Origin of the sequence: Nitrospira sp. T9, from assembly GCF_052156535.1 — a bacterium.
Lineage (GTDB): Bacteria > Nitrospirota > Nitrospiria > Nitrospirales > UBA8639 > Nitrospira_E.
Genome location: NZ_JBQKUP010000029.1, coordinates 247,831 through 274,615, shown reverse-complemented (window position 1 = coordinate 274,615; position 26,785 = coordinate 247,831). Strand labels below are relative to the sequence as shown.

The following is a 26,785-nucleotide window of genomic DNA, read 5'->3' as shown; positions in this document are numbered from 1 at the left end:
AACGTTCTCTGTCCATGTGGTGGAAGGAAGGGCTGCTGTAATTAAGGAATGACAATACTTCTGCTATTTGCTCTGCTTCTGGCCTATGTGTCTGGAATGCTTCTTCCGCTCTGCTTTTCAGGTCGACCGCATATTCAGAATGTGATTGCGCATGGATCAGCTGCCGTGGCCGGCGGCCTGGGAATAGTCCTTGGTCTGGTTGGGCTCTTGGCTTCTGAGCCGCTGGTTTGGTTCCTGCCGTCTTCTATTCCTCTTCTGACGTTTTCTCTCCGGCTCGATTCCCTGAGTGGCTTTTTTGTCTTGACGATTTCCCTTGTGGGATTTGCGGTATCCGTATTTGCCAGTGGCTACGTCCGGGAATTTTACGGACGAATTCCTGTCAGTCTTCTTGGCTTCCTTTATAACGGGTTTCTCCTGTCCATGTTGTTGGTTGTCACGGCGGATAATGCCTTTTTCTTTTTAATCGTCTGGGAATTGATGTCCCTCCTCTCATATTTTCTCGTGGTAGCGGAACATGAAAAACCGGACGTCCGTTTTGCCGGATTATTTTATTTAATTATGACCCATGTGGGCACGGCATTTATTCTGGTGACGTTTCTCATGTTTTACCAGGAGACGGGTTCGTTTGCCTTTGAGGCATTTCGAAGCGCCGACCAATCCCTGCAGGAAGGGTTGCGGACCCTGGTTTTTTGGACAGCGCTCATCGGTTTTGGAACCAAAGCGGGCATTGTGCCACTTCATGTCTGGTTGCCCTATGCCCATCCTGCCGCACCGTCTCATGTCTCCGCGCTGATGTCGGGTGTCATGATTAAAACCGCAATTTATGGCCTCCTTCGCGTATATTTTGATTTTCTTGGAGGACCGTTTCCCTGGTGGTGGGGATTTGTGGTCTTGTTGGTGGGCACTGTGTCCGCGCTTCTCGGAGTGATGTATGCGTTGATGGAACATGACCTGAAAAGTCTTTTAGCCTTTCACAGCGTTGAAAACATCGGCATTATTTTAATGGGAATAGGAACAGGCATGGTGTTCTATGCCTATGATATGCCCCATCTGGCAGCATTGGGAATCATCGCAGGGCTCTACCACACTCTCAATCACGCGGTGTTTAAGTCCTTGCTCTTTATGGGCGCGGGTTCACTCCTATATGCCACCCACACCCGGAACATGGAAGAATATGGAGGACTCCTTCGTCGGATGCCCTGGACCGGCCTGTTCTTCTTAATTGGGGCCGTTTCCATTTCCGCCCTCCCACCGACCAATGGATTTGTCAGTGAGTGGCTGGTGTTTCAGGGGCTCTTTTTAAGCTTGGAACTCCCCTCTCTGTTTTTGAAATTGATGCTTCCCATCGCTGGAGCTCTGCTTGCGCTTACCGGCGCGTTGGCTCTGGCATGTTTTGTCAAGGCGTTTGGTATTTCATTCCTGGCTCTTCCGCGAAGCTCCCACGCACGAAAAGCCCTAGAGGTTCCTGTCCCTATGCGCGTCGGGATGGGATTCCTAGCCGGCCTTTGTCTGGTTTTAGGATTGGGCCCCGCAGTCGTGGTGCCCCTCCTTGATCGGGTGAGTGAACCTTTTGTGGGGATATCAATTGCCGGGAGGGTGTTTGAAATGGGTGGCTGGACACTCGCACCGGTAAGCGGAGAGTTTTCAAGTCTCTCCACCCCAGTTCTGGCGATTGTCTTGGCCGGTCTCACCGGATTGGGATGGGGACTCGCCTATGTTCTAGGAGGGAAGGGGAAAACGCGATTCTATAAAACATGGGGGTGTGGGTTGAATGTGACCGCACGAATGGAATACACCGCCACCGGTTTCGTCCAGCCCATTAAGCGGGTGTTTAGCACCATTTATCAACCGACGGTCAAGCTTGAAACAGAATTTCTTGAAGAATCGCATTATTTCGCCAAGCGGAGACACTTCGAATTTTCCATCGAACCCATTTTCCTCAAGTATTTGTATCATCCGATCCTAGAATTTTTTTCAACCCTGGCGGATCGTTCTCGTGTGATCCAAGGCGGAAATTTGTCCTTGTACCTGGCCTATATTTTTGTGACGTTGGTGTTTTTATTGATGGTGATGGGATAAAGCGTACTCATGAGCACAATCGATTTCCTGCTGATTATTTTTCAAATGCTTCTGGTCTTAGGGCTTTCTCCCTTGATTGTGGGAGTCATCCGAAGAGTTAAAGCCCACCAGCAATGTCGACATGGGGCGAGCGTGTTCCAGCCCTACTCGGATCTTGCCAAACTCTTTCGCAAAGAACCGGTAATCTCTACCACCGCCTCGTGGATCTTCCCAGCCACGCCGTACATTTTGTTTTCCTCAACCTTGACTGCCAGTCTGCTTGTCCCGACCATTATCGCGCCCATGCCGCTCAATTTTGCGGGAAACATTATTGCCCTGGTCTATCTTCTGGCCTTAGGGACCTTTTTCCTGATGCTGGCGGGCCTGGATGCCGGATCCGCCTTTGGTGGAATGGGCAGCAGCCGTGAAGCCATCGTTGCTTCCCTGACCGAACCGGCCTTGATTCTGTCCTTGTTTGCCCTGGCTCTCACGGCGGGCTCGGCCAATATCAGCGCCATCGTGTACAAGACTGCGATCTTGCAGGGTATTGTGTTGGACCCTCCGCCTCACTTAATGGCATTGGTGGCACTGTTTATCATTACGCTGGCCGAAACCGGCCGTGTGCCTGTGGATAATCCGGCGACGCATTTGGAATTGACCATGATTCATGAAGCAATGATTTTGGAATACTCCGGGCGATATCTGGCCCTGGTTGAGTGGGCAGCCGGAATGAAACTCATGATTTTTTTGACCTTACTGGCCAACATTTTTGCACCTTGGGGCATTGCCACAACTTTGTCCCCGTCAGCTCTGGGATTGGGGTTGGTGGTTTTTGTGGGGAAAATTGTGGGGTTGGCCGTCGTGGTTGGTGTGTTTGAATGTATGTTTGCCAAATTGCGGTTGTTTCGCGTGACGGAATTACTTGGGGCGGCCTTTATTCTGTCATTATTAGCTCTGGTGTTTTTTTATATCCTGCGGGTGTGACATGCCAACTCTCCCAATCAATATCGGTTCATATCTGGTCAACTTATGTTCGGCCCTCCTGTTGCTGACGTGTTTTGCCATCGTCGCACAACGACGCCTGATGGCCTGCGTGGACTTGTTCGCGTTGCAGTCAGTGTTTTTAGCAGTGACGGCCACGTTAGTGGCGTATTTGACCGGCATTCACCATATTTACCTGGCGGCAGTACTCACCATCGCGATTAAAGCCATGATCCTGCCACGGATTTTAAAGAAGATCGTGAGGCAGTTAAATGTTCAGCGCGAGGTCAGCATGTATGTGAACATCCCAACAGGTTTGTTGATCTGTGGAGGATTAGTGATTCTCGCATTTTTTATTACGCAACCGATTGTTCATCTCGGATTCCTTCTGACTCAGGATTCCCTGGCGATTGCCCTGGCCATCGTGCTAATCGGATTTTTTATCATGGTGTCCAGGTTAAAAGCCGTTACGCAAGTGATCGGGTTTCTCGTGATTGAAAACGGGCTATTTCTCGCAGCCACTGCTGCCGCCTATGGGATGCCGTTGATCGTGGAATTGGGAATCTTTTTCGATGTGCTGGTCGCGGGCTTGATCGTCGGTATTTATACCCATCAAATTCAGGAGGCCTTCGGCAGTGTGGATACCAGTCGAATGAAGGCCCTCAAAGAATAAGTCTCATGATTTGGCCAATTATCTTGCTCATTGCGACCCCGTTCCTCATTGGTGTCAGCGGGCTTGTCGTACGTAATCGGCAGACGCTGGATGTCCTGCATTGCGTGCAAGCCGGCATCATGGTGGTTTCGTCAATATTATTGATCGATGAGGTGTCCGTGAGCGGACCCGTTTCTTTTTTCTATTTCCTTCATGCCGATGCCATCAGCGCATGGTTTGATTTGGTGATCGGGATCGTGGCAGGGACGGGAACCTTATATGCCGTAGGGTATGTGGGGGAGCAGTATGACCGCGGGCATGTGTCCCTCAAACGGTTTCGTCAATTTTTTCTGTTATTCGATCTGTATTTGGGCGTCATGCTGCTGGCCGTCAATGTTGAAAATCTTGGGATAATGTGGATTGCCATTGAAGGGGCGACCTTGTCGGCCGCCTTATTGATCGGATTTGAGCGGAGCAAGGGAGCCCTTGAGGCGGGATGGAAATTTGTGATTCTTAGTTCAGTCGGTATTGCTTTGGCTCTTTTTGGGACGATCCTCGTGTATTACTCCTCGGAGCAACTGCTTGGGATTACCGAAGAGGCGCTGCATTGGGCGAAATTGTACGAGGTCGGGGACCAACTCGATCCTTCCGTGATGAAAATTGCTTTTATTTTTATTTTGGTTGGGTACGGGACCAAAGCGGGTCTCGTCCCGATGCATACGTGGTTACCCGATGCGCATGGAGAAGCACCCACTCCGGTGAGTGCGATGCTTTCCGCCAATATGTTGACCATGGCGATCTATGCGATTCTCCGGTTTAAGATCCTGACCGATCAATCGGTAGGGACAGAGTTCACAGGAATTTTGCTCCTGGGATTTGGATTTTTCTCCGTCGCGCTCTCCGTGATTGTCCTGTTACTTCAAGAGGATTTTAAACGACTGTTAGCCTTTTCCAGTATCGAGCATATCGGTATCGCATTAATTGGCTTTGGTCTCGGCGGCTTGGGAGTATTTGGAGGATTGTGGCATCTGCTCAATCATGCATTGGCAAAATCTGCTGCGTTCTATGGCGCCGGCCTTGTACTGATTACCCATGAACATAAGTTTATCGCTCGTGTCCCCGGTCTGTTACGTGAGCATCCAGCTGCGGGAGTGGCCTTGTTCGTCGCAGGGCTTGTTCTTGCCGGCATGCCTCCCTTCGGATTATTCGTGAGTGAAATCACGATCGCCGCGAATGCCATGGCCACGGCCCCTACGATTGCGTATGCTTTTCTCGGTCTATTGACAGTGGCCTTTGCCACGTTGTTGTTTCAAATCTTGCGAATGGTCTTAGGCGTGCCTCTGGAAACGCAAACCTCCACCGTGGGGCCACGGTGCCGGGCCTTTTCGACCGCCGCGATAGCGGTAAACCTGGGCGCTCTGATTTTCTTGGGCCTGCATGTCCCCGATGGTCTTCATAATCTCATTGGAGCTGTTCTGCCATTTTTTCATGCGGAAGGAGAGTATTTCTAAATGCCGGACCAGAATCATGTTTCGTTGATGATCCTGGCTGCACCGGTTGGTGCCGCAACACTCAGTCTCTTCATCAAAAATATTCGTATGCTTCACGGCTTGAACGTCATGACTATGGTGATTCTGGTGGTGGCCGATCTGGTTCTCTGGGCCACCGTGGTTCGGGAGGAATCCTTTACGGCACTCGGAAATGTGGTGTTTGTTGACAGTCTCTCGATTTTCATCCTCTCAATCGTCGTAGGTGTTGGTTTTTCCTGTTCGATTTATCTGTGGTCGTATTTTGATGATGAGGCGATTCAACAGTTGATCCAGCTTCGTCGCCTCTGGACCTTTTTCCCTCTCTACCACGTATTTATGTTTGCCATGATTGTCGCGACCCTGGCAAACAGTCTCGGTGTGCAATGGGTTGCCGTAGAGGCGACGACGCTGGCGACCGTGTTCCTCATTACATTTTTTAAAAGTCGGGAAAGTTTGGAGGCCGGATGGAAATATCTCATTCTCTGCTCTGTCGGCATTGCCCTCGCTTTATTCGGAACGGTCCTGACGTATTATTCGTCTATTCGTGTACTTGGAGAAGAAAACGCTGCGTTGAACCTGACCAGCCTGTTACCCGTGGCTGCTCAAATGGATGGACACGTGCTGAAGTTGGCTTTCATCTTTATTCTGGTCGGGTACGGTACGAAGATTGGTCTTGTCCCGATGCATACCTGGTTGCCTGAGGCCTATAGCGAAGCCCCGGCCCCGGTCACTGCCATGCTTGCCGGAGTGCTTGAAACCGTTGCGGTGTATGCCGTCATCCGGAGTAAATCCATTGTAGATCAGGCCGTTTTTCCAGGGTTTACAGGGAATCTCTTGATTTTGATCGGATTGATCTCGTTTGGAACGGCAGCGCTATTAATCCTGATTCAACGTGACTACAAACGCCTTTTTGCGTACTCCAGTATCGAGCATATGGGCCTGGCCATGTTGGGGTTTGGTATCGGCGGACCATTAGGAACCTTCGGCGGGCTTTGGCATCTCCTCAATCATGCCTTGGCCAAATCGCTGGGATTTTTTGCCGTCGGGAATATTTTTCGCCGGTATCGAACCCGACAGATTCATGAGGTTCAGGGCATGGCCAAAGTCCAACCCATTACTGCTATCGCATTTCTTGCCGGGGGATTGGCTCTGGTGGGAATGCCCCCGTTTTCACTCTTTAATAGTGAACTACTAATGATCACTTCGCTGGCTCAAATGACCTTTCAATTTGATTCGTTTCACCTGGGACGGTTTCTGACCATTACGGTATCCCATGAAATTCGAAGCCTTGGAATCATCATGGTGATCGTCCTGCTATCGGTAGCGTTATTTGGAGGATTTATCTACCGGCTGACCGGCATGGTATGGGGTACACCACCTGCAGGAATCAGGCAAGGTGAGGCCTGGCACATCGGGCAACTCCCATTTGCCTTATCGGTCTTCGCGTTGGTGTGGATGGGGTTTTATCTTCCCGCCCAGGTTGAAACTCTTTTACAACGGGCCTCCTACGTGGTGATAGGAAGGTAGCCAAACATGGAACCGGTATTTAATCCAGTTGAACTCTTGCAACGCATATTTGGTCCGGCGATTAACCGTGTATCCACTAACCACGGGATTCCTGTCGTCCATGTGCACACTAATCAGATTTCGGCGATTACCAGATTTATTCATGCCAACGAAGAACTTAAAGGAACCCTTTCTTTACTATGGGCTGTGGATCGCCGTCCTCGTGACTTACGCTACGAACTCCGGTACTTGTTTACTCTCGGTGAACACAAGGACTGGCTTATTGTCTCCACGAATCTCCCGGGGGAAGAACGGCTCTTTGAGTCCATCACACCCAAAATTCATGCGGCCAACTGGTATGAGCGGGAAATCCGGGATATGTTCGGTCTGATCGCCCAAGGGCATCCGGACCTTCGGCGCCTGGTCCGGCACAATCATTGGCCCAAGGGTGTTCACCCGTTACACAAAAATTTCCCATGGAATTCGATCTTGCAATGGCGCCAGCCTCCCGGATCGGTCGATGGTCATTTTATTCATGGGGAAGGCGTGTTCGAAGTGCCCGTGGGTCCCATTCATGCGGGAATCATTGAACCCGGGCACTTCCGGTTTACTGTGGCCGGAGAACCTATCATGCACCTCGATCTCCAACACTTTTGGAAACATCGTGGTGTGGAAAAGGTGTTTGAACAACAGACGTTATCTGGTGGAGTGGCATTGGCTGAGCGAATATCAGGGGACACTACCCTTGGCCATAGCCTCGCCTATTGCCAGGCCGTAGAAACGTTATGGGAGATTCACGTCCCTCGTCGGGCAAGATTTCTCAGAAGTGTGTTCCTGGAATTGGAGCGCCTCCACAATCACATTGGTGATGTGGGAGGTATTTGCAATGACACGGCCTATGCGTTAGCCCATGCTCACTGCAGTCGGTTGAAAGAACGGGTGATGCAACTGAATGATCGACTGACGGGTTCGAGATTTCTTCGAGGGGTGAATTGTGTGGGAGGGGTAGGCATTGACCTTTCGACGGATCAGTTTTCCGACCTGGTCACCGAACTGGAACACATTGAAAAAGATTTTACCGAACTGGAACAAATTATCGCCGTCAATGCGTCGTTGATCGACCGGTTTGAGAGTACGGGGATTCTCAAGAAGCAGACCGCTTGGGACCATGGGGTCGTCGGAGTGGTTGGTCGGGCTTCGGGCATCGATCGGGACCTCCGAAGAGATCGGCCCTTTGCAGCCTATGATGAGCTTTCGGTATGTGTGGCCGGGTCTTCACATGGGGATGTGCGAGCCAGAGTTCAGGTCCGGGTGAGTGAAATTCATGAATCAATCCGGCTTATTCGCGAGATTCAACCCATGCTTCCTGATGGTCCGCTGAAGGGTGATCGCCAGGTGGTTCCTGACCCCGGAGCGTGGGCGCTTTCTGCGGTTGAGGGTTGGCGTGGTGAAATTTTGTATTTCCTGATGATTGGCGAACATGAACAAATTCATCGCTGTAAGGTCCGTGATCCCTCGTTTGTCAATTGGCCGGCCATTCAAATGGCGGTGATCGGGAATATTATTCCCGATTTTCCTCTCATCAATAAAAGCTTCAGTCTTTCTTATGCCGGGAATGATTTGTAAGAAATTACAAGAGGTGCAACGTGAAGGGTCGGGGATGGGTGGTAAGCAGGAAACACAAGCAGCGTGATGACAGGAAGGAGGGACAGGGGACTCCTATTTTCCACCTGACGTCTCAGAGGGTTATGAGCCGCAACAATGAGGAGAGACCATGTTTAAGATTCTCAAAAAAAGTTTCAAGACAGGAATAGTGACAGGACAATATCCCCCTGCTCCTGCCGGGCAGAAATTTTCTGTTGCGCCGACAGCGCAAAAGAAGGCCGAACTGTTTCGAAAGTCACTAACCATTCGTGAAGTGGATACCGGTTCATGTAATGCCTGTGAGATGGAAATGAATGCCTTAGCCAATCCGGTCTATGACATCGAACGCCTCGGAATTCATATTGCCGCGTCTCCTCGTCACGCGGATGCCTTGGTGGTGACCGGTCCGGTTACGGTGAACATGGAAGGTCCGCTGAAGGATGTGTTTAAAACCACGCCCAATCCAAAATTAGTCATTGCCTTAGGTGATTGTGCCATCAATTGTGGAATCTTCAAAGGAAGCTATGCGGTGACCGGTCCGGTCGACCAACATATTCCGGTTGATGTTCGCATCCCCGGATGTCCTCCGCGCCCGGCTGAAATTATTGAGGCCTTGACCGAACTTCGAAAAGGCGTCACGACGTTTACCAGGTGGTTCAAAAAACTCTCCGGGGAGTCATGAGGAATTTGTGAGTCACGGGCAACTGATTCTTGAGGCGTTTTGTCTGTGACCGGAAATCGACTTTTAATAATGGACCGGTAATGGCCGGTTGCCGGATTTAGGAATCTCTAGCGTTTGGGAGATTATCATGAAGTTATCATTACCCTTACTTGCCATGTTTTTAATTCTTACGGTAGGTCCGTCCTGGGCCTACGAAGAAGTCCACGTCCTTAATGGAGGCACGATTTCCGGAAAGGTGATTATTGAAGGAGAGAAGCCGAGAGCGATGGCCTTTAATTTGGTCACGATTCCTGATCCCGTATATTGCGGGAGAATTTCCACGGGAACCGGTTGGCGTCTGGTGGAAGATTTCTTCATTGGGCCTGATGCGGCTCTCAAGGATGTCGTCGTCGTTCTCAAAGAGGTTTTAAAAGGCAAACCTTTTAAGGGAATGTCAACCCGGATTGAGGCCATTGATTGTGATTTTTCCCCGTTTGTAAATGTGGTACGGGATCAAATGGAAATTACGGTGGTCAATATGGATCCCATCGAACATGATATCCAGGGGTATGAAACTGCTCGCACTCGCGGTGCGCGGGTCCTCTTTAACCGGCCGTTACCCATGAACCCTTTTCATAAAGTCGCAGGGGTTTTGGGTCACCAACATTTGGCCGGGGAGCCCATGGTGGAATCGATTCATCTCAGAAAAGGCCGCAATGTCTTTGTCATGCAATGCGGATTTCATCCTTATATGTTCTCCTGGGGTTTGGTCGTGGATAATCCGTACTATGGCATCACGGGAGAGGATGGGAAATTTGAAATCGGTGATATCCCGCCGGGAGAATTCACACTTTCCGCCTGGCACCCCGGTGTCAATACCTTCATTGAGCAATTCGTTACGGTAAAAGCCAATCAGTCGGTTTCAGTTCAGATAGCATTTGAGACTCCCAAGGGGAGAAGGAGTGTTCATGAAATGGCCGAGAATCCACGATTCGGCCTGGAACTCCTCGGAGAAGAAGAAATTCATCCATCGCTTCGTGTGCAAAAACCATAAGCTGCTTATCGATGACTTCCAGAAAAGATCTCCTCATGCCCCATTCAATCCCTCTCCCCGAAGGAGCATCTTTAAATAACCATATCAGACCCAGGAATTCTCTTTCTGGCTGGTTCAAGAGGTAAATTTATGTCCGTTGGTTGGAATAAAGTTCGAACGGCCTTGGCGGATTTTAATCCCTGGCCACGGATCCGTCTCATGTCTACAAATATCGTCCCGGACATTTTATCGGGAATTACCGTAGCGTTTATTGCGCTGCCGTTGGCACTCGGTTTTGGAGTTGCCTCAGGACTTGGGGCCATTGCAGGCATGTATGGAGCGATTGCCGGCGGGCTGTTGGGGGGACTCTTTGGGGGATCAAATGTCGGAGTCAGCGGACCCACGGGTCCCAAAACCGTCCAATTGGCTCTTATTCTACAGGAACATCAGCTTCCCGATGGAACGCCCGATATCACCTTTGCTTTTGGTTGCGTTCTTTTAAGCGGACTTATCATGATTGCACTGGCCTTTATGAAGGTAGGACGATTTATTTATTACACACCCTACTCGGTGATTTCAGGATTCATGTGCGCCATCGGGGCCATTTTACTCATTCAACAATTCCGCCCGTTCATCGGATTGCCCATTCTTCCTGATATCAGGGAGGCTTTCGTCAACATACCTTCGGATGTGTTGAACTTCCAGGGAGAAGCCTTATTGGTTTCTTTGGTCACCTTGACCGTCATTCTTTTATGGCCCAGATTTGTCAAAAACGTATGGCTCCCGTCTCCGCTCATTGCACTGTTGGCGGGAACGCTGCTCGCGCAGGTGTTTCACTTTACCGTTCCGTACATTCCCGAAGTTCCTACTGGTTTACCAAGTTTTCATATTCCCACTCTAGATATGGTTGGAGCGATGTTTGTTCCGGCGGCAGCACTTGCCGGTCTGGCGGTGTACGACTCGCTGCTCACCTGCATTGTGCTTGATCAAAAAACCTCCGAGCGTCACAACAGCGATCAGGAAATCTTCGGCCAGGGGGTAGCCAACACGGCAGCAGGATTAATGGGGGGACTCACTACTGCGACGGCCACTATTCGCAGTTTGACGGTGATTGCCTGCAATGGAAAAACCATTTTGTCGACTATGACCCATGGGATCATCCTCTTGTCATTGGTGTTAGGATTAGCACCCCTAGCCACCGCAATTCCCCTTGCTAGCCTTGCTGCCATTCTCTTCAAGGTTGGATGGGATATTTTGGATTGGAGATTTTTCCCGGTATTACGCCGGGTGTCCCGAACCGACAAGATTTGTTTTTGGTCGACATTCCTCGTCACGATGACCGTCGATTTATTGGTCGCTGTCGGAATAGGTTTGTCCATTGCATTTTTCCGGTTTGTCAAAGAAATGAGTGAATTAGGGGAACCCCAAATAGTCAGTCTTCAAGATCCAAAGGATCCATACCCTGGTAGTCATATGTTGGAGGCAGGGCTCCGCAGTCGCATCGGAGTCGTACAACCGGAAGGTCCTCTTTTTTTTGGTGTAGCCGATAAAGTATTTCGCATGAGTGAATTTTTTGGTCCGTATGAAGTCGTCATTCTGTCATTGAAACGTGTGCCGATCATGGATATATCGGGAGCCTTCGCCTTAGACGATTTAGTCGAATATGCCCTCAATCGTAAAACGAAAGTGCTCATCACGGAAATGATAGAACCTATTCAACAGCAGATGGAGAATTTGGGGATCCTCAAAAAAATCGGACAGCAGGCATGTTTTGACAACTTCAACGAGGCGCTGCAACAGGCCATCAATCTGCTTCACGAAAGGGATCATCCTTCTTATCTACCTGAAAATTCTGAGCCAAAATCTACCGGTCTCCAATAATGTGAACAAGAAACCGTATGTATTCTTATTTTCTTGGTGACCAGAATCACATGGGGGAGTCAGCATGTCCAATTTTTTGGTTGTGAGATCTTCAAAGGAACCTAGGCGGTGATCTGTCCGGTCGACCGGCACCTTTTCTTTGGTTTTCAGGTGCCTGGCTGCCTGGCGTGTCCGGCGGAGATCCATAAGGTCTTGGTCGAAATGAAAAATCGTCAACAAGGTGAAATAGTCAAAAACCAGATAACGAAGGAGAGCGATGTTTTCCTCGAATGTCGATATTAAGGCCATTCTCGGAGATTTTGTCATCGAAGGGATGATGTTCCGCTACAGCAGCTTTATGGGACGTCTGTACAATTTTTGTAGAACGTTGGGACTTGAGAAAGGGAAGATGCTTCCATCCCGTGCTTTCTGTTCGGACGAAAACCAAGGCTACCCGATTATTTTAATGGCAAAACATTTTGGAACCTTTCCCTTTAATCACGGTCGCGTGGGAGGTATTGTTTCGACCGATCGACATGGCCCCTATGCCGAGCATGGCAAGGATCTCGTGCTCATTCATGCAAGCCATGTCGGGTATGATCCTGGTACTCACGCCTTTGGACCATACCGACGCTTGCAGACGGAATTTTCTGAAACGCGACCTACCTGTGGGAAGATCGAGAATGTCCTGCAATGGTATGGGAATGAGTATACCTTTGCGAAGGAAAATATTTTTCTGGAACGTCATGACGAATATTTTATGGTCACTATCGATAATCAGTTGCTTCGGGAAAACAGGCGTGAGGGAATTTTTCTCAATATGGAGAAAATCGTTCTGCCGGACAATAGGGGAGAATGTCATCCTCTTAAATCCTACAGCACGTCAAAATGTTATCCGGCTTCCGAGGAATTTCGTGGACTGCTCGGAGAATCCAGGTGGCCCGTCAGTGGCCGTCGAACCATTGGTGATTGGCTATTGCCGGAACTCTTCCGATTTAAACGGGACATTCCTGATGATCCGGAAACGCATGGCTATCTTGAGCAAAATCTGCTCAATCCCATGTCTCAAATCGTGACTTCTCAATTCCCTTTGTTGACCGCGGCCCAAGTCAATACACAAGTCGAGTTCGATCGGACATATCGGACTCTTGTCAAAGCTGACGGCTATTCGGGTAAACAGGCGATTCTTATCTCAGGATTAAATATTGATATTTCGCCGAGAGAAGGGCAGGTTTTTCCCCTCACAAAATTCCTCCCTTGGGCTGCCTTCGTCAAAGAGAAAAATGGGAAGGGGCATCTATTCGAGCAAAAGGAACTCTTTAATGAATTGCTCAATCAAAGGGAAGACAACCCGGATGAAGTTGACCTCGAGGGCGCTATCCAAAAAATGGAAGACGAAGATGAAATCAAAATAAAAATTTCTGGCTGATACGACCGAATTTTAGATTGCCATTGGGGTCCGTTTCCAAAAGGGATCCATTTGATTGTTTGTTTTGATGCCATCTTTCATTCCTCGGGAAAACGAAGAATCCATGAACCCTAAAAAATGCTCCGAATGATTTCCCCGGAGTATTACCCCAAGTTAAAATTTTAGATTGGTGGGAGAATCCCGGAAATTCATGGTGTTCGGATTGTGTCCTGATCCTCATGGTGAGTGGGGGGTTGCATCTTTATGGTGTGGAGGATGCAGGGTGAAGGGGGTCCTGGTTGAGAATACGAGACGGTATTGGGCGCTCATCAGACTGCCTTTGAATTTGGCGTTGGTCCCCATCGTCAGTTCATGCGCCGAATGATGTCACGCATTAGCGGTGTTGGTATGCGGTATGAGGTTTATCAAGGAGTGGGTTCCTCTTTATTTCTATGTGGCGAGGGAATTTCATTAGGACTCTGAGTAGAAAATTAATTGTACGCCGATGGTAATGACCAGGAGAGCCCAGAGGATTTTCAATGCAAATTGGATGTGAGAGGTGGTCTGTAACGCCGCATGGGATCGTGGTATGAGCTCGCCGGCAAACCAGGCTAGGCCACCCGCCAAGGCCAATGTGCCCATGATGTTATGGTGAGTCTGAATGTCGTGGCCACCTGGATGGAGGCCATGCATGTGGCGAAACAACATAAGGCCACCGACCAGTGCAAAACCCGGCAGAAGTGATCGCCAGAACAGGTGAGAAAATTTCCCAGCCCGAAGGAACCCTTCCACCAGGCCGACAGTTAGGGCCAGGATACCGAATATTTTGTGTTGCAGCATTTCAGGATCTTTCCCGGATAAGGTTTCGGCTAATGTCCATGAGCCAATGGGCCATGCCAAATGATCGCTCCAGATCAACAGAAAGATTCCTGATCCAATTAGTGAACCCGGCAAGAGCCAACGAACCCACATTAATGCCTGCCAGCCCATTACTCTTTGCCATTCACTGAGACCCATCAGTAGGACACCGACTCCAACGAACGCATGGTTAAATTCGCTATAGGCAATCCCTTCCGGGGAGCCTTCCCATTGCCCGACCTGCGGAGCAGCGTCCTGATGGTGGACGGTGTGATTGTGGTGAATTTCTTCCTCCGAAATGCTGTGTGGTTCGGCCCAGGCGGAAGGTAGTCCAAGGTGCAGTTCGTGGTTTATTGGTTCCCATAGGCCTTGAATTAACAGTAACCCGACAAAAATTCGATAGAGCCAGGTAAACAGGACGGTAGAAGGCATGATGCTCACGTGTTCCTCACTGAAGAATTTCCTTGGGTTATGGTTTTTCCAATGTAGGAGGGTTGGAGAATGATCTCTTGCTGAAACTAGAAAGTAGGATTCGAGCATTTCGCTAAATATGATTGGTCATATCGCTTATTCAGAGTAAGGAGGTAATCATCTGATGGTGTGCGGTGATTTTAACGTGTGAAGAGGCATTCTAAAGTGGTGCCCTTCGATCCATCCGTTCTGCATGGGAGAAGGTGACCAATTCCTTCCCTTCTAGGCTTTGCTGAACCAGCTTGGGAATGTCGAGGGCTTGCTCGACTTTGAGGATATGGGATAGCTGGCATCGTGTTTGTGGATGTTTTGGGACAAAGAGGGTGCAGCAGTCTTGGTCCGGTTCGATGGAGGTCTCGAACGATCCCAGCGCTTGAGCCTGTTGCGTGATTTCCAACTTATCCATTCCGATGAGCGGACGAAGAATGGGAAGTGACGTGGATTCGTTAATGACAGAAATATTTTCCGGCGTTTGGGACGCCACTTGACCCAGACTGTCTCCGGTCGTGAGGGCCCATGCCTCCTCCTGCTCGGCAATGCGTGCAGCGATGCGGAGCATCAAGCGACGGTAAAGCACGACGCGCACGGGTGGCGGCGTGCTGATGACGATTTGGCTTTGAATATCCCCAAAGGGAATGAGGTGAAGACGGGAAGACAGTTGGTATTTCGTGAGCAACGCGACCTGATCGCGGACTTTTTCCTCAGAAACCCGTGAAAGATATGGCCGACCGTGAAAATGTACAAAGACGGCTTTACAGCCACGTTTCATCATGCGATAGGCTGCCACTGGAGAATCGATACCCCCGGATATGAGGCAGATGACTTTTCCTCCGGTTCCCGTCGGTAGGCCCCCGGGTCCCGCGTCCCGTTGACAGGAGTAGTAGGCGTAGGGCGGGACTAACTCTACCAAAATCGTCATATCGGGGTGTGAAAGGTTGACTCGCTTGCCGGTATGGTCGGCGACGGCGGCCCCGATTTCTCGTTCCACGTCCATTGAAGTTTTGACGAATCGCTTGTCTGCCCGTTTAACACTGACCCGAAAGGTGGCATAGGGATGAGTGGGCAGGTGCGCAACGATCGCGTCTTTGAGAACCGTGAGATCGGATTGGTCGTAAGCCAATGGCACGGCTCTGGTCAAAGAAAAATTGACGATACCGAATACGCGCTTGATCTGTTCCTGCAAGCGAGGCCACGCCGTCTCATCCTCGAAGCTCACCCGTATTCGCCCCTGGAGTGCTTCGACATGCACATGTGCCAGGGGTTTCAGGGCTCCTCGCAGATGGTGGACTAACCGGTATTCGAAATGTTTCCGGTTTCCTCCCTTGAGAGCGAGTTCATGATAATGCACTAAGACATGAAGCATTAGTGGAGTGATTCTAGATATTTCTCGGCGTCGATCGCTGCCATGCATCCCGATCCGGCCGCCGTAATGGCCTGGCGATAATGTGAATCCTGCACATCACCTGATGCAAAAACGCCGGGGATGTTGGTGGTAGACCGATTTGGCTGAGTGCGGATGTAGCCTTGCTCGTCCATATCGATGATTCCGGTAAACAGGCTGGTGTTCGGTGTATGGCCGATGGCAACGAAGACGCCAGATACCGGAATCTCTTCAACCTGGTTGGTTTGTACGTTGCGGACCCGGATTCCTTTCACGACGTCATCACCCAGGACCTCTTCAAGAGCACTATTCCATTGAAAGGCGATCTTTTCATTGTTGATGGCCCGGTCCTGCATAATTTTTGATGCGCGCAATTTATCGCGACGATGAACGAGGGTGACTTTTGTAGCGAATTTGGTCAGAAATGTCGCTTCTTCCACGGCACTATCACCGCCGCCGATGACCGCAATCTCCTTGCCACGGAAAAAGAATCCGTCGCAGGTGGCACATGTCGAGACGCCATGACCCATGAGACGGCTTTCGGAGGGCAGGCCCAGTAAATTGGCCGAGGCTCCGGTCGCAATTATCAGGGTTCGGGTTTCCAGAGTGACTTCGTCGTCAACCGTGACCTGAAAGGGGCGCACCTGGAGATCTACCTTGGTGACATGCCCCTGGCGAAATTGCGTGCCGAATCGTTCGGCTTGGGCCCGCATATCTTGAATGAGTTGAGGTCCCATGATGCCTTTGGGGAATCCGGGAAAATTTTCCACATCGGTGGTGATGGTTAATTGTCCGCCGGGCTGCGAACCATCAATGAGCAAGGGGGAAAGATTGGCTCGAGCGGTATAGACGGCGGCGGTTAATCCAGCCGGGCCCGATCCCAGAATAATGACGTCATGCACCATGCGTGGACTCCTTATAGTTAGACATGTAGGTGAACGGTCTATGGGGTATTGAGGCTGCGGCGGGCCGTTTGTGACCTCGCCTCACTGACATATGTCCTATACAATGACTCGACCGCATGGCGCAACCGGGTATGTGACCATGTTCCATCCAATACGGCGTCGGCATAGTCGAGTTTGTGACGAAGGGGCATTTGTTGTCTGATTCGCCGGAGGGCTTGGGCCTTGGTCAGGCCATCACGCCGGCAGGCGCGGGCGAGTTGAGTGGCCCGGTCGGCGGTGACCACGATGACATGATCCATACGCCGGTGTGCACCGGCTTCCAATAATAACGCAGCATCATAAATGATAACCGCATGGGGATCTTCGTGTCGCATGCTTTTAACCTGTTTGGCCTGTTCTCGGGCGACACGGGGATGAATGATCGCTTGCAGAACGTGTAATTTCTTAGGGGATTTAAACACGATATCGGCGAGAGCTTGGCGATTGATGGTGCGGTCTTTGGCAAGCACTTGTGTCCCGAATTCCTTGACGATATCCCTCCAAGCCGGTTTTCCAGGTTGGACAACGGCTCTGGCCAGTTCGTCGGCGTCAATGATACTTGCTCCAAGTGATTGAAATATCTTGGCGACGGTCGTTTTTCCTGATGCCAATCCTCCAGTTAACCCGACGACGACCATAGCCAACCATAGCATAGGGGGTTGGGAGCAACAATAAATGAGGAAAAATTTTGGCACCAGCTTGACCCTGCCAAACCCCTTGGGTTATTGACTCGAGGAGAGTCCTTTCCTTTGGGTGAGCCGATCGACGGCCAAGAGCATGACAGGGGAGAATGAACACCGTGAGAGTTCAAGACGTGCCGACCACCATTCGACCAGTTTTCTTTTTATGTGCCCTGATTCTGTGTGTCCTGCCTGGATTGGCGTCTGCCAATATGGAGGAACTTGCCCCCTCTGAGGCCGTTGTCTCGTCGGTATGGCAGGTTGCCCTGGATGGATCAGGGCATTTCACCTCGATTCAAGAAGCGATTGATCAGGCTGCATCAGGTGATACGATTTTGATTAAACGGGGAGCCTATGCCGAGGATGTTACTGTGCATAGCAAGGAGGGTTTGTCGATTATCGGTGAAGGCATGGACCTGGTCGTTTTGACCGGGAAAAAGCGTGTCGGCACTCTTCATATTGGTAAATGGCCCTATGGGGCAACGAACGTGACGATTCAAGATCTGTCCGTGATTCAACATGGAGGATTGGGCGTTGGGATTTTTAATGGCAGTGGCGTGCGATTAACACGGATTCGTGTCAATGGAATGGTGTTTAGTCAACAGGTGCAGGATGTTCTTTTGGAAGATTGTGTGATTGGTGACAGTGAGACAACAGGTGTGGCATTTGCGGATTCTACAGGCACCCTATCGGGCAATCTGATTTACCATAATGACCATGGCGTGGCTATCGGAGGCAACTCTGATGTGACCCTCCGACAGAATGTGATAACCCGAAGTCTGTATGAAGCCGTGTTAATGACTGATCAGTCCAAAGCCCGGTTGATTCAAAATACCCTGGCTCAGAACGGAGGTGGGGCGGCTTTTCATGACGATGCGCAAGCCGATGTGCAGGGAAATATTATTAGTCAGAGCGCAGTAGGCTTTTTATTTTTTCCGGGAAGTCACACCACGCTGGCCTTTAATGCCTTGTCGGGCAACCAGGGGGATTATGTCATGCCCGGCACTCCACCCACACCGGCTCCGGATCGGGCAGGGAAAACCGATGTACAATTTCCCCCAGGCTTTGTCAGTCCTGAAAAAGGTGATTTTCGTCTTCAGTCCGATTCTTCCATGATCCAAGTTGGTGCCTTTCCATATTTAGGGGCTCTGCCTCCGGTTACTTCCAACCCATAAATCCCTATTCAGCTCCACCTGTCAAAGTGTCTGCGGCCTTCTCTTCGAGAGGTCTCACTGCATGATTGGACGAGTCTTTTTCAACACTCCATGAATTTTCTTCGGTTGGTTTTTGTCACCCATGCGTGAATGAGAAGATGAGAAGACCGAATATTTACAACCTTTGAGAGTCCCCTTTGTGGAGGGACATCATTGGCGCAGGAATCTATAACCTACCCCTCGCTCGTCTCGCACCAAGGCTTTGCCACACAGATCCGGGGATTCTGCACATCCCGGAACTACAATGTTTTGGATTAGGGTTTTTGCTTGGGACGGAGAATCAATTGAGCATGCTCCGCATCCAGCGTAACGAGAAAGTGTTTAAGGAAGGACATGCCGAGCAGACCCTCGATGTGTTCCGGAATATCCGGGAGATCGTGAAGTGCTACGGCGACATTGGTGGCCCGTGCGGTTCCGACCGTGATGGAAGAGAGATAATTCATGTTGACTTGGACTGACCCTCCTGCGGTATTGACGGTCAAGAGTTCATTGTCGGTTGTTCCCAGGATTCCGAGATCAATGGCGACCTGAGTCGAGAGGACTGTCATGGAAGCACCGGTATCCACAATGAGTTGGGCCGGTCGTTCTTGATTCAACATGACAGGAACGACAAATGACCCTCCACTTTTGGTGAGGGGTATGGTGATTTCCTGATTGACAGGTCTGTCCTGCTCTTCCTCATTCAACGAAGACACCTGAGTAGAAATCTGGGTGTCAGGAGGTGCCGGGTCGGGAATGGATTTGGGGATTTCTTGAAGTGTTGCAGGCGTGGATGACGCTTGATTACTGAGAGAAGGACTTTGTGTTGGCAATAGCGTGCAGTTAAATAATTGGGCTGGATTGTCTGTTAACACGCGTGTTCCGGATTCATCAAAACAGTCATATGTCTCTGAATGCCCTGGAGACACCAATAGGGCAGTGTATATCATCAATCCTGGCACCCACCAAAAGGTGGTGTGGTGAGGATTCCTAAGAAACGAAACACGGCGCCATTCATACATAACGGGAAAAGAATACCAAGATGCGAGGGGAAAAGGCTATGAAGGCAATTAACCGCTGGTATCGGGTGTTAAGGGAATGGTGGCCTGCACATGCGAGCCGGTTTCCAACACCTGGGTGGACAGAACTACAGTTTCTGGTTCGATCCTGTTCACCTGCACCCGACCTTCCAACATCTCTCCCTGTTTGACGATATAGATGGCCTCTCCATTGGTGAGGAAGGCCTGACTTTCACCCCCTTTGGTTAAATACCCCAGGAACCGGAATTGGTTAAGTTGTTCCCTGGCCCGTTGCCCTGCAAGGTCGGCCATGGAGGGACCTGGGGGTGACGGTTGGGGCGGAGCCGGGGAGGGCGCTGTTTCGGAAGGGCGAGAAGCGGGGGCTTTGGCAATTTTTTTTTCGTGGGCGACTTGGGACATGCCTAGAGGTGCAAAGATGTTGCGGGGTAGAGAGAATTTTGCGGTTTGGCGAGGGTTAGAAAATTCCGGATCTAACTTCAGGTCTTTAATCGGGGGAAGTGGGACTCCTGACGTGGCAGAGGAAAGCAGGGGATCTGTTGGCGTAGAATCCCACATTTGGAAGATCGTCACCATTCCCCAGGCCAATAATAAGCCTCCTAACACCAGCCATTTTCGTTGATTCGTCATTAGGCTTTTGTTTTTTTACCCGGTTCAGGAAATTCTTTCAGAAAGGTGGAGACCTTCAGTTTAAAGATAACCCCTTTCTGTTTTTTAGATGTTTCAACGGACAGTTTTTCGATAAAGAGATAGGGCCAGCGTTGCTCCAGTTCGAAAATGAATTTTCGAATAGCTTCATAGGGGCCTGCAGCTTCAAACGCAAACGTGCCTTTTGTGGCCAGTTTATGGGCGAGGGGCTTGAAATCATATCCCATGCCAGGAATTTGTACGTGATTTTGTTTCGCCAAATCGGCAATGTCTAAACTTAAATCTGTGAATTCACCGGAATCCGGAAGCGCATTCCACATGGTGGATAGAATGGTTTGGGTCTGCCGGGCTGTCTGCATGGTTGTCTGTGTATGCAAGGACGCTTGATTCAAGGCCGTGATGTGTTGAAAACGGTCCTGGGCGGGGTAAAAGATAAAGGCAAACATCCCGACCGATGACAATCCGGCAAGGACCGTCACGATAAACAGCGGACCTAAATATTTTGAAATCCGGATCGTCGTCTTTGATCCCTGTATGATCTGGAAAGAATTCATCGTTGTTTGGGAACCCCTGTCAGGTGAGAAGTTGGGTGTCGGGCATCATAGGTGACGGTGAGCGAAAATACGCTATGTGAGTCCACTTGCTCCTCTTTGGTCGTTTTTGTGGAATGCTGCGATAGCAACACATTCTGAAAGGCTGCGTGCTTCTCTAACTGGTGAATGAGTCGATTGAGGTCTGGTAAAGATGCTGCCGATCCTTGGAGAAGGATGGTGTCGGTTTTTTCATTGAGAGACACTGAATTCAGGGTGATATCTGAAGGAATCGCTGTTTCCAGATCCGTCAATAATTGTGTCCAGGAAAATCCCACCCGTTCACGAACCTGTTTCACAAAAGTGACTTTTGAGGGAATACTTCGAATGGCCTGGTGCGAAAGGTCAAGCCCGGCCGCCCTGGCTTGGGCGACCAATTGTTGGTTGGCCGTCTCGACACCCGCGGCTTGCTCTTCTAGGACATCAATCTGTTCATGTAATGCGTTTCCTTCCCACCAGAGTGAAGCCGTAAGGGCGAGGGCACCGGCGGTGAGAAGGGTGAGTCCGAATTGAGACAATTGAAGAAGAGGAATACCGGGTGCAGATAAATTCCTATGTACACGTGGGATCATCATGCCACCATGAGACTGGCATAGCCTGGCAATGCCGCTTCTTCCAGGTGGCTCACCGCCAGGTGTGTATTTAAGAGATGAAAATGTGAGGCCGGGGATAGTGAGGTAATTCGAATGTGAGGCACATGTCCTCCACTGGCCTTAAGGGTCTGTTGAATGTGGTCGAGAGGCGGCATAAGGCTCTGTCCGAGGGTTAGATCAGTGGTCATGAACAGATTAACCGGGGAAGATGCCGTGGCAGCAGATACGGGAAACATCTCGAAATAATATTGCAGTGTGGCCAGAATTTCCTTTTCCACCTTCATAGCGGTGTATGAAGGGTAGGGAGAATTTTTTGTGGCGCAATTTTGATGGGTGTCAGAAGAGGGATCTTCTGACGATCTCGAAGGATGATCTCTGGTCTCCCTGTGCTTCTCCGACTCAGGATCCAGTGAAGGCTCCTGATGATCATGGGTCTCCGTTTTGATGGCAAGAGCCTTTGTGCGAATGAAGCGTGGGCTGCCATCCTGAAAGGCCAAAAATGAAAATCCCCAATGACTGATGAAGAGGAACATGAATGTTGGGGGAGGAGAGGTCCGAGAAGAGTTTTCAGCCGTGAGCCGGTCCTGGATGTTGGGGCGGTACAGATCAAAGACATCGAGCCCCGACATTCCAACCGAAGTTGGAATGAGATCTGCCTCTAAGCACAGGTTCTCATATTGTTCAATAATTTCATGGCGAATGGCCGTGCCTAACACTCTGACATGTTCTGTGGTATCCGGGGGAAGAGAATCCCTGACCGAGGCGGACACATAGAGACCGAAGGCCAGCCGTGATTGGGAGGTATCCAGTTTGAGGTCCTGTTGAAAACGCCAATTCACGAGTGCCGTCTGCTCCGGTTTTTTTGTGGGAAAGGATGCAAAATCAAAAATGCTCGTCCTGGCGCATATATCCGGAAGACTGAGTGCAATGGAAATTGGGCGACGATAGGGCTTGGCCAGCGCCTTGAGTTGAGTAAGAAACTCATCGGTATTGGCAATATTGAGTTTGGTCGAAGAGAGGGTAAGGACTCCCGGGGAAAGCGGGAGTCTGGCGATGTGTCGGAGCGAACTTTTACGCCAATGTTTTTTAATTTCCACCAGGCATAGCTCTTCATCTGAAAGAGAGAGTGCGACGGTGGGGGCGGAGATGGGGAAAAAATGCATTAGATTTCCTCGATCGGAGTGACCCGATTAATTTCTTTGAGCGTCGTTTCTCCTCGGTAGACTTTTTCAAGAGCTGCTTGCCGTAGCGAGGTCATCCCCTGAGCCATAGCGGCCGTGCGAATTTCTGAAATAGATTTCTCGTTTAAAATCATTTCCTTGATGGAGTCGGTCATATCCAAAAATTCTGTAATGGCTTTTCGACCTCGGAAACCTAAACCGTGGCATTCATTGCATCCTTTCCCTTCGAAAAAGGTCAGGTGTTTCACGTCTTCATATTCAATGCCGGATTCCTGGCATTGCTCAGGATGTATCTGAACGGGGATCCGGCAGGTTGGGCAAATGGATCGCACCAGGCGTTGGGCGAGAATACAACTCAAGGAAGCTACAAAATTGTACGACTCAATGCCCATATTCACAAACCGGCTAATGACATCAAAGGCATTATTCGCATGCACGGTAGAAAAGACCAAATGCCCGGTGAGTGCCGATTGAATGGCAATTTGTGCCGTCTCTAAATCCCGAATTTCTCCGACCATAATTTTATCAGGATCATGCCGCAAAATGGATCGAAGCCCTCTGGCAAACGTGAGCCCCTTTTTTTCATTGACGGGAATTTGTACGATCCCCTTTAATTGATATTCCACCGGATCTTCAATGGTAATGATCTTATCTTCGTCGGAGTGCACCTCATTGATCGCGGCATACAGGGTTGTTGTTTTTCCGCTTCCTGTGGGTCCGGTCACCAGCACCATGCCATAGGGGCGGGTGATGGCTCGCCGGAATCGCCGAAGGTCTTCTCCGGTATACCCAAGGGCTTCCAGGCGCAGCCCCTGGACCCCTGCGGATATATGTTGTTTATCCAGAATTCTGATGACCACCGATTCTCCGTACACACTTGGCAATATGGAGACCCGGAAATCAATGGTTCGGTGATTCAGCAGCAGCTTGAACCGACCATCTTGCGGTGTACGACGTTCCGCAATATCGAGTTCCGACATGATTTTAAGCCTGGATATGAGAGAGGGGTGAATGCCGGTATCAAAAGGATCCATGGCTAAATAGAGGACGCCATCAATCCGGAACTTGACCTCCACCGTGCGTTCCGTGGGCTCAATATGAATATCACTCGCCTGCTTTTGCAGGGCGGTTAAGATAATCGTATTGACCAGTTTGACGACCGGGCTGAGGTCCTTGGTGATCCGTTCAACGGAGAGGATTTCTTCGCCTTTCTCGTCTTCTTTAATCAGCACTGGATCCAATTCCGCTTTGATGCGTGTGAGCACTTGGCTATTGCCTTCACTATTGCTCAAGGCTTCAACGATAGCCGAGTGAGATGTCACCACTAATCGCAACTCAAATCCCAATTGGTGCTCCAATTCATCGATCATACGCAGGTCTTGTGGTTTTGCGAGAGCGATGGTCAGAATCTGGCCTTCTTGTTCAATGGGCACGAATTCATACCGATGCATGAGTTCGACCGGAATGGACTCCATGAGCGGTGAGGGGATACGAAATTCCTTAAGCGTATTCCATGGTAAACCATATTGATCAGCCAGGACCTGGCCGATCACCTCTTCTGTGTGGGTGCCTCGTTCTAACAAAATGGTGGGAATAGTCTGATTGGTTGATCGGGCCGTTTCGATCAACGTCTCTTTTTCCCGTTCCAGGATGAGCCCCTTTTCCACCAGGAGGTCTTCGAAGGGCATGCGTTTAACTGGTGTGGTCATGGTTTTTTTCTCGTCGAGGTCACTGGGTCGTTACACCGCTCCTGCCATTTGGAAAATAGGAAGATAGAGGGCAATGACCACACCTCCTAAAATAACGCCAATCACAATGATGAACATAGGCTCGATCCATGTCATCAATCGGGATAATTGAAAATCCAATTCTCCTTCATGAAATTCGGCCACCTCAAAAAGCATGGCTTCCAGTGAACCGGTCGTTTCACCGACTTCAACCATTTCCAGGGTGAGGCGAGGGAGAAAGTTTTCTTTTTTTAATGCCGCGGAGAGGCTGGTACCTTCCCGAACATGAACAATGACTGATTGGAGCGCTTTGGCAAAGACTTTATTGGGCATGGATTTCGCTGTGACTTGCAGGGCCGATAGCAACGGGATTCCGCCTCCAAGAATGGTTGACAGCGTTCTGGCTAACCGAATCACTTGATTTTTTAAAAACAAGGGCCCAAGTATCGGAGCGTGGAGAAATAACCAATGTATTTGCCATTGACCTTGAGGGGTGTTTTTCCACCAATAGATCACTATCCCCGCAAGCCCGATGAAAATCAGCAGTCCGATCATCCATTGAGTGGCGGAATGGGTCAGATCAATCAAGAGCTGGGTGGCCCAGGGCAATTCCACGCGACTTTCTTGATAGACTTCCGCAAATGAGGGAAGCACAAAAAATAACAGACCCACGGTCACCAGGAGACCAAACCCCAATAAAAATATAGGGTAAATGGTCGCTTTCACGACTTTTTCCCGAACCCCAATAAGCATTTTTAAATACGCAATATATCGGCTTAGGACTTCAGGAAGGTTGCCAGCCTGTTCCCCGGCTCGTAAGGAAGCTTGATAGAGTTCTGGAAAGTAGGTTGGGTGATGGGTCATGGCTTCTGAAATGGCCGATCCTCCTCGAATATGCTCTCGTACGGATTGCAGAGCTTGTTGAAACCCCGCCTGGGTGTTTCGTTCTGCCAGAAGATCAAAGCACCGCAACATGGGCAATCCGGCTTTGAGCAGAGCTAAGAATTCCTGATTGAAAATCAGGAAATCTCTAAGTGCTAAAGGACGCGGCCGTTTTTTTCGTGAGACGATCTGCCTGGCGCCAGAGCCTGCCAGGTCAAGAACCAGCAGTCCTTGAGCCTCAAGTTGAGAGCGAAGGCTTTGAGATGTCTCGCCGTCCCCATCGGTTTCAATAATCGTTCCATCCGGACGAGCGGCTTTGTAATGAAACCGGGGCACTAGGGTGACTCAGGTAAATGAGGATTGCCAAGTGAGAGTATATGTTTTGGCTCAGGGGCACTTTCCACACGATTGTCCTGTATGGGAAGCCTTTCATGTTGTACCGGTTCAGCCAGGGCCTCTGGGATGGCAGAAGAATCGGCTGGCTCGCTTGGATGACTCGAAGTGCTTACCGCATTCGGCTGAGATGCCATGGGGGAGGTGACCTGAATTTTGAATCCGGTCATAATCACATCAGAATCGAGGTCATTCCATTCATGTAATTGGGCAATGGAGACATCATACATTTGGGATAATTTCCAGAGGGAGTCGCCACTTTGAATGACGATCCGTCCTTGGGAATCCGGCACGCGTTTATCCCGCGAAGAGGATGGTGGTTTGGGGATTGAGAGTTTCGTTTGCAGGGGTTGTCCTTTACCTGATGACTTGTGGAGTTCCTGTTTAATCAGCGTGATATCAGTGGAAAGCTGTTTCATGCTCGTCATAATTTGCTGGAATGATTGGTTGAGGATTTGAATATCTGACACGAGCTGCGTGGTATCCGGCATGCTGGCAACCTGGCCCTCAAGTTCCATGTTGTGCTTTCGCAGTTGATCTCGCTCGGCCTGAGTGTCCAGAAGTTCTCCACGAATATGTTGCAGTTCAAGCCCTTGATCCTGTTCCCGATGCTGAATGGATTGCGTACGACCTTTCAGCGATTGCAGTTCACCCGCTTGTTTGGCCATGAGAATTTTCAATGCCCCTATTTCAGCTCGCAAATTTTCATTTTCTAGCCTTGCCTCTTGAAGGAGAACCTGTTGGTGAGAAGTCTGGGAGGCATACTCTATCGATGAATCGACCGCGACCGGTTTGGTCGGTTTTTGAGCACAGCCGCCTAAAATCAGGATAAATGTTCCGCTCAGAATCATGTGCGTCCAATGATTACATTTCAT

General features: G+C 50.0%; 23 protein-coding genes and 1 pseudogene. 11 read left to right on the top strand and 13 right to left on the bottom strand.

The window, feature by feature from the left end:
* The first annotated feature begins 48 nt into the window (after positions 1 to 48).
* From hyfB to ACTRXD_RS06355, 10 genes are all read left to right on the top strand, one after another.
* Positions 49 to 2,079, top strand: coding sequence for a hydrogenase 4 subunit B (gene hyfB / locus ACTRXD_RS06400; protein WP_442431001.1), 2,031 nt, complete (start codon positions 49 to 51; stop codon positions 2,077 to 2,079).
* A gap of 9 nt (positions 2,080 to 2,088) precedes the next feature.
* Positions 2,089 to 3,042: a respiratory chain complex I subunit 1 family protein gene (locus ACTRXD_RS06395; RefSeq protein ID WP_442431000.1), complete on the top strand. Its 954-nt coding sequence runs from the start codon at positions 2,089 to 2,091 to the stop codon at positions 3,040 to 3,042.
* A 1-nt stretch (position 3,043) separates the two neighbouring features.
* Positions 3,044 to 3,712, top strand: coding sequence for a hydrogenase (locus ACTRXD_RS06390; protein WP_442430999.1), 669 nt, complete (start codon positions 3,044 to 3,046; stop codon positions 3,710 to 3,712).
* 5 nt (positions 3,713 to 3,717) lie between these two features.
* Complete coding sequence (locus ACTRXD_RS06385) at positions 3,718 to 5,202, top strand: proton-conducting transporter transmembrane domain-containing protein (protein ID WP_442430998.1); 1,485 nt, start codon at positions 3,718 to 3,720, stop codon at positions 5,200 to 5,202.
* The gene (locus ACTRXD_RS06380) at positions 5,203 to 6,747 is read left to right on the top strand and encodes a hydrogenase 4 subunit F (RefSeq protein ID WP_442430997.1); all 1,545 of its coding nucleotides are present in this window, start codon (positions 5,203 to 5,205) and stop codon (positions 6,745 to 6,747) included.
* Positions 6,748 to 6,753: 6 nt separating this feature from the next.
* On the top strand, positions 6,754 to 8,352 hold the full coding sequence (locus ACTRXD_RS06375; protein ID WP_442430996.1) for a hydrogenase large subunit: 1,599 nt from the start codon (positions 6,754 to 6,756) through the stop codon (positions 8,350 to 8,352).
* 148 nt (positions 8,353 to 8,500) lie between these two features.
* Positions 8,501 to 9,052: an NADH-quinone oxidoreductase subunit NuoB gene (gene nuoB / locus ACTRXD_RS06370; RefSeq protein ID WP_442430995.1), complete on the top strand. Its 552-nt coding sequence runs from the start codon at positions 8,501 to 8,503 to the stop codon at positions 9,050 to 9,052.
* 127 nt (positions 9,053 to 9,179) lie between these two features.
* Positions 9,180 to 10,085 (top strand): carboxypeptidase-like regulatory domain-containing protein, encoded by a 906-nt coding sequence (locus tag ACTRXD_RS06365; RefSeq protein ID WP_442430994.1) that lies wholly within the window; start codon positions 9,180 to 9,182, stop codon positions 10,083 to 10,085.
* 198 nt (positions 10,086 to 10,283) lie between these two features.
* A complete protein-coding gene (locus ACTRXD_RS06360; protein ID WP_442430993.1) occupies positions 10,284 to 11,945 on the top strand; it encodes a SulP family inorganic anion transporter in 1,662 nt (553 codons plus the stop codon).
* Positions 11,946 to 12,201: 256 nt separating this feature from the next.
* Positions 12,202 to 13,353 carry a hypothetical protein gene (locus ACTRXD_RS06355; RefSeq protein ID WP_442430992.1) on the top strand — a complete coding sequence of 384 codons (1,152 nt, stop codon included), beginning with the start codon at positions 12,202 to 12,204 and terminating at the stop codon, positions 13,351 to 13,353.
* Between the two features lie 450 nt (positions 13,354 to 13,803).
* Here ACTRXD_RS06355 and ACTRXD_RS06350 read toward each other — a convergent pair whose 3' ends face one another.
* From ACTRXD_RS06350 to coaE, 4 genes are all read right to left on the bottom strand, one after another.
* Positions 13,804 to 14,622, bottom strand: a complete 819-nt coding sequence (locus tag ACTRXD_RS06350; protein ID WP_442430991.1) for a hypothetical protein — start codon at positions 14,620 to 14,622, stop codon at positions 13,804 to 13,806.
* A gap of 199 nt (positions 14,623 to 14,821) precedes the next feature.
* Positions 14,822 to 16,024 carry a tRNA uracil 4-sulfurtransferase ThiI gene (gene thiI / locus ACTRXD_RS06345; protein ID WP_442430990.1) on the bottom strand — a complete coding sequence of 401 codons (1,203 nt, stop codon included), beginning with the start codon at positions 16,022 to 16,024 and terminating at the stop codon, positions 14,822 to 14,824.
* A complete protein-coding gene (gene trxB, locus ACTRXD_RS06340) occupies positions 16,024 to 16,944 on the bottom strand; it encodes a thioredoxin-disulfide reductase (protein WP_442431021.1) in 921 nt (306 codons plus the stop codon). Before trxB ends, thiI begins: the two co-directional genes overlap by 1 nt.
* 41 nt (positions 16,945 to 16,985) lie before the next feature.
* Positions 16,986 to 17,681 carry a dephospho-CoA kinase gene (gene coaE, locus ACTRXD_RS06335; RefSeq protein WP_442430989.1) on the bottom strand — a complete coding sequence of 232 codons (696 nt, stop codon included), beginning with the start codon at positions 17,679 to 17,681 and terminating at the stop codon, positions 16,986 to 16,988.
* Positions 17,682 to 17,776: 95 nt separating this feature from the next.
* On the opposite strand from coaE, the gene ACTRXD_RS06330 reads away from it, so the two are divergent.
* Complete coding sequence (locus tag ACTRXD_RS06330; protein WP_442430988.1) at positions 17,777 to 18,841, top strand: pectinesterase family protein; 1,065 nt, start codon at positions 17,777 to 17,779, stop codon at positions 18,839 to 18,841.
* Positions 18,842 to 19,134: 293 nt separating this feature from the next.
* On the opposite strand, the gene ACTRXD_RS06325 is transcribed toward ACTRXD_RS06330, so the two are convergent.
* The 9 genes and pseudogenes from ACTRXD_RS06325 to ACTRXD_RS06285 all read right to left on the bottom strand — a co-directional run bounded on the left by ACTRXD_RS06325 (position 19,135) and on the right by ACTRXD_RS06285 (position 26,785).
* On the bottom strand, positions 19,135 to 19,809 hold the full coding sequence (locus ACTRXD_RS06325) for a retropepsin-like aspartic protease family protein (RefSeq protein WP_442430987.1): 675 nt from the start codon (positions 19,807 to 19,809) through the stop codon (positions 19,135 to 19,137).
* Positions 19,810 to 19,929: 120 nt separating this feature from the next.
* Positions 19,930 to 20,526 (bottom strand): hypothetical protein, encoded by a 597-nt coding sequence (locus ACTRXD_RS06320; RefSeq protein ID WP_442430986.1) that lies wholly within the window; start codon positions 20,524 to 20,526, stop codon positions 19,930 to 19,932.
* The gene (locus tag ACTRXD_RS06315; protein ID WP_442430985.1) at positions 20,526 to 21,098 is read right to left on the bottom strand and encodes a hypothetical protein; all 573 of its coding nucleotides are present in this window, start codon (positions 21,096 to 21,098) and stop codon (positions 20,526 to 20,528) included. The genes ACTRXD_RS06320 and ACTRXD_RS06315 overlap by 1 nt, the downstream gene beginning before the upstream one ends.
* On the bottom strand, positions 21,095 to 21,709 hold the full coding sequence (locus ACTRXD_RS06310) for a PilN domain-containing protein (protein ID WP_442430984.1): 615 nt from the start codon (positions 21,707 to 21,709) through the stop codon (positions 21,095 to 21,097). The genes ACTRXD_RS06315 and ACTRXD_RS06310 overlap by 4 nt, the downstream gene beginning before the upstream one ends.
* Positions 21,706 to 22,890 (bottom strand): hypothetical protein, encoded by a 1,185-nt coding sequence (locus ACTRXD_RS06305; RefSeq protein WP_442430983.1) that lies wholly within the window; start codon positions 22,888 to 22,890, stop codon positions 21,706 to 21,708. Before ACTRXD_RS06305 ends, ACTRXD_RS06310 begins: the two co-directional genes overlap by 4 nt.
* Entirely contained in the window at positions 22,890 to 24,140 is a 1,251-nt protein-coding gene (locus ACTRXD_RS06300; protein WP_442431020.1) for a GspE/PulE family protein, read from the bottom strand. The genes ACTRXD_RS06305 and ACTRXD_RS06300 overlap by 1 nt, the downstream gene beginning before the upstream one ends.
* A 54-nt stretch (positions 24,141 to 24,194) precedes the next feature.
* Positions 24,195 to 24,596 (bottom strand): annotated as a pseudogene (locus ACTRXD_RS06295) (hypothetical protein); the annotation flags it as partial.
* A gap of 51 nt (positions 24,597 to 24,647) precedes the next feature.
* Positions 24,648 to 25,853: a type II secretion system F family protein gene (locus ACTRXD_RS06290; RefSeq protein WP_442430982.1), complete on the bottom strand. Its 1,206-nt coding sequence runs from the start codon at positions 25,851 to 25,853 to the stop codon at positions 24,648 to 24,650.
* Entirely contained in the window at positions 25,853 to 26,785 is a 933-nt protein-coding gene (locus ACTRXD_RS06285; protein ID WP_442430981.1) for a LysM peptidoglycan-binding domain-containing protein, read from the bottom strand. Before ACTRXD_RS06285 ends, ACTRXD_RS06290 begins: the two co-directional genes overlap by 1 nt.

Coding starts and splice junctions, on each gene's coding strand:
- ACTRXD_RS06310 (WP_442430984.1), bottom strand. CDS start 21,709: ATGATGATCCCACGTGTACATAGGAATTTATCTGCACCCGGTATTCCT.
- ACTRXD_RS06325 (WP_442430987.1), bottom strand. CDS start 19,809: ATGATATACACTGCCCTATTGGTGTCTCCAGGGCATTCAGAGACATAT.
- ACTRXD_RS06380 (WP_442430997.1), top strand. CDS start 5,203: ATGCCGGACCAGAATCATGTTTCGTTGATGATCCTGGCTGCACCGGTT.
- ACTRXD_RS06390 (WP_442430999.1), top strand. CDS start 3,044: ATGCCAACTCTCCCAATCAATATCGGTTCATATCTGGTCAACTTATGT.
- ACTRXD_RS06355 (WP_442430992.1), top strand. CDS start 12,202: ATGTTTTCCTCGAATGTCGATATTAAGGCCATTCTCGGAGATTTTGTC.
- ACTRXD_RS06285 (WP_442430981.1), bottom strand. CDS start 26,785: ATGAAATGTAATCATTGGACGCACATGATTCTGAGCGGAACATTTATC.
- ACTRXD_RS06320 (WP_442430986.1), bottom strand. CDS start 20,526: ATGACGAATCAACGAAAATGGCTGGTGTTAGGAGGCTTATTATTGGCC.
- ACTRXD_RS06360 (WP_442430993.1), top strand. CDS start 10,284: ATGTCTACAAATATCGTCCCGGACATTTTATCGGGAATTACCGTAGCG.
- nuoB (WP_442430995.1), top strand. CDS start 8,501: ATGTTTAAGATTCTCAAAAAAAGTTTCAAGACAGGAATAGTGACAGGA.
- ACTRXD_RS06350 (WP_442430991.1), bottom strand. CDS start 14,622: ATGCCTTCTACCGTCCTGTTTACCTGGCTCTATCGAATTTTTGTCGGG.
- ACTRXD_RS06330 (WP_442430988.1), top strand. CDS start 17,777: ATGAACACCGTGAGAGTTCAAGACGTGCCGACCACCATTCGACCAGTT.
- ACTRXD_RS06385 (WP_442430998.1), top strand. CDS start 3,718: ATGATTTGGCCAATTATCTTGCTCATTGCGACCCCGTTCCTCATTGGT.
- ACTRXD_RS06395 (WP_442431000.1), top strand. CDS start 2,089: ATGAGCACAATCGATTTCCTGCTGATTATTTTTCAAATGCTTCTGGTC.
- ACTRXD_RS06375 (WP_442430996.1), top strand. CDS start 6,754: ATGGAACCGGTATTTAATCCAGTTGAACTCTTGCAACGCATATTTGGT.
- ACTRXD_RS06305 (WP_442430983.1), bottom strand. CDS start 22,890: ATGCATTTTTTCCCCATCTCCGCCCCCACCGTCGCACTCTCTCTTTCA.
- thiI (WP_442430990.1), bottom strand. CDS start 16,024: ATGCTTCATGTCTTAGTGCATTATCATGAACTCGCTCTCAAGGGAGGA.
- ACTRXD_RS06315 (WP_442430985.1), bottom strand. CDS start 21,098: ATGAATTCTTTCCAGATCATACAGGGATCAAAGACGACGATCCGGATT.
- ACTRXD_RS06365 (WP_442430994.1), top strand. CDS start 9,180: ATGAAGTTATCATTACCCTTACTTGCCATGTTTTTAATTCTTACGGTA.
- hyfB (WP_442431001.1), top strand. CDS start 49: ATGACAATACTTCTGCTATTTGCTCTGCTTCTGGCCTATGTGTCTGGA.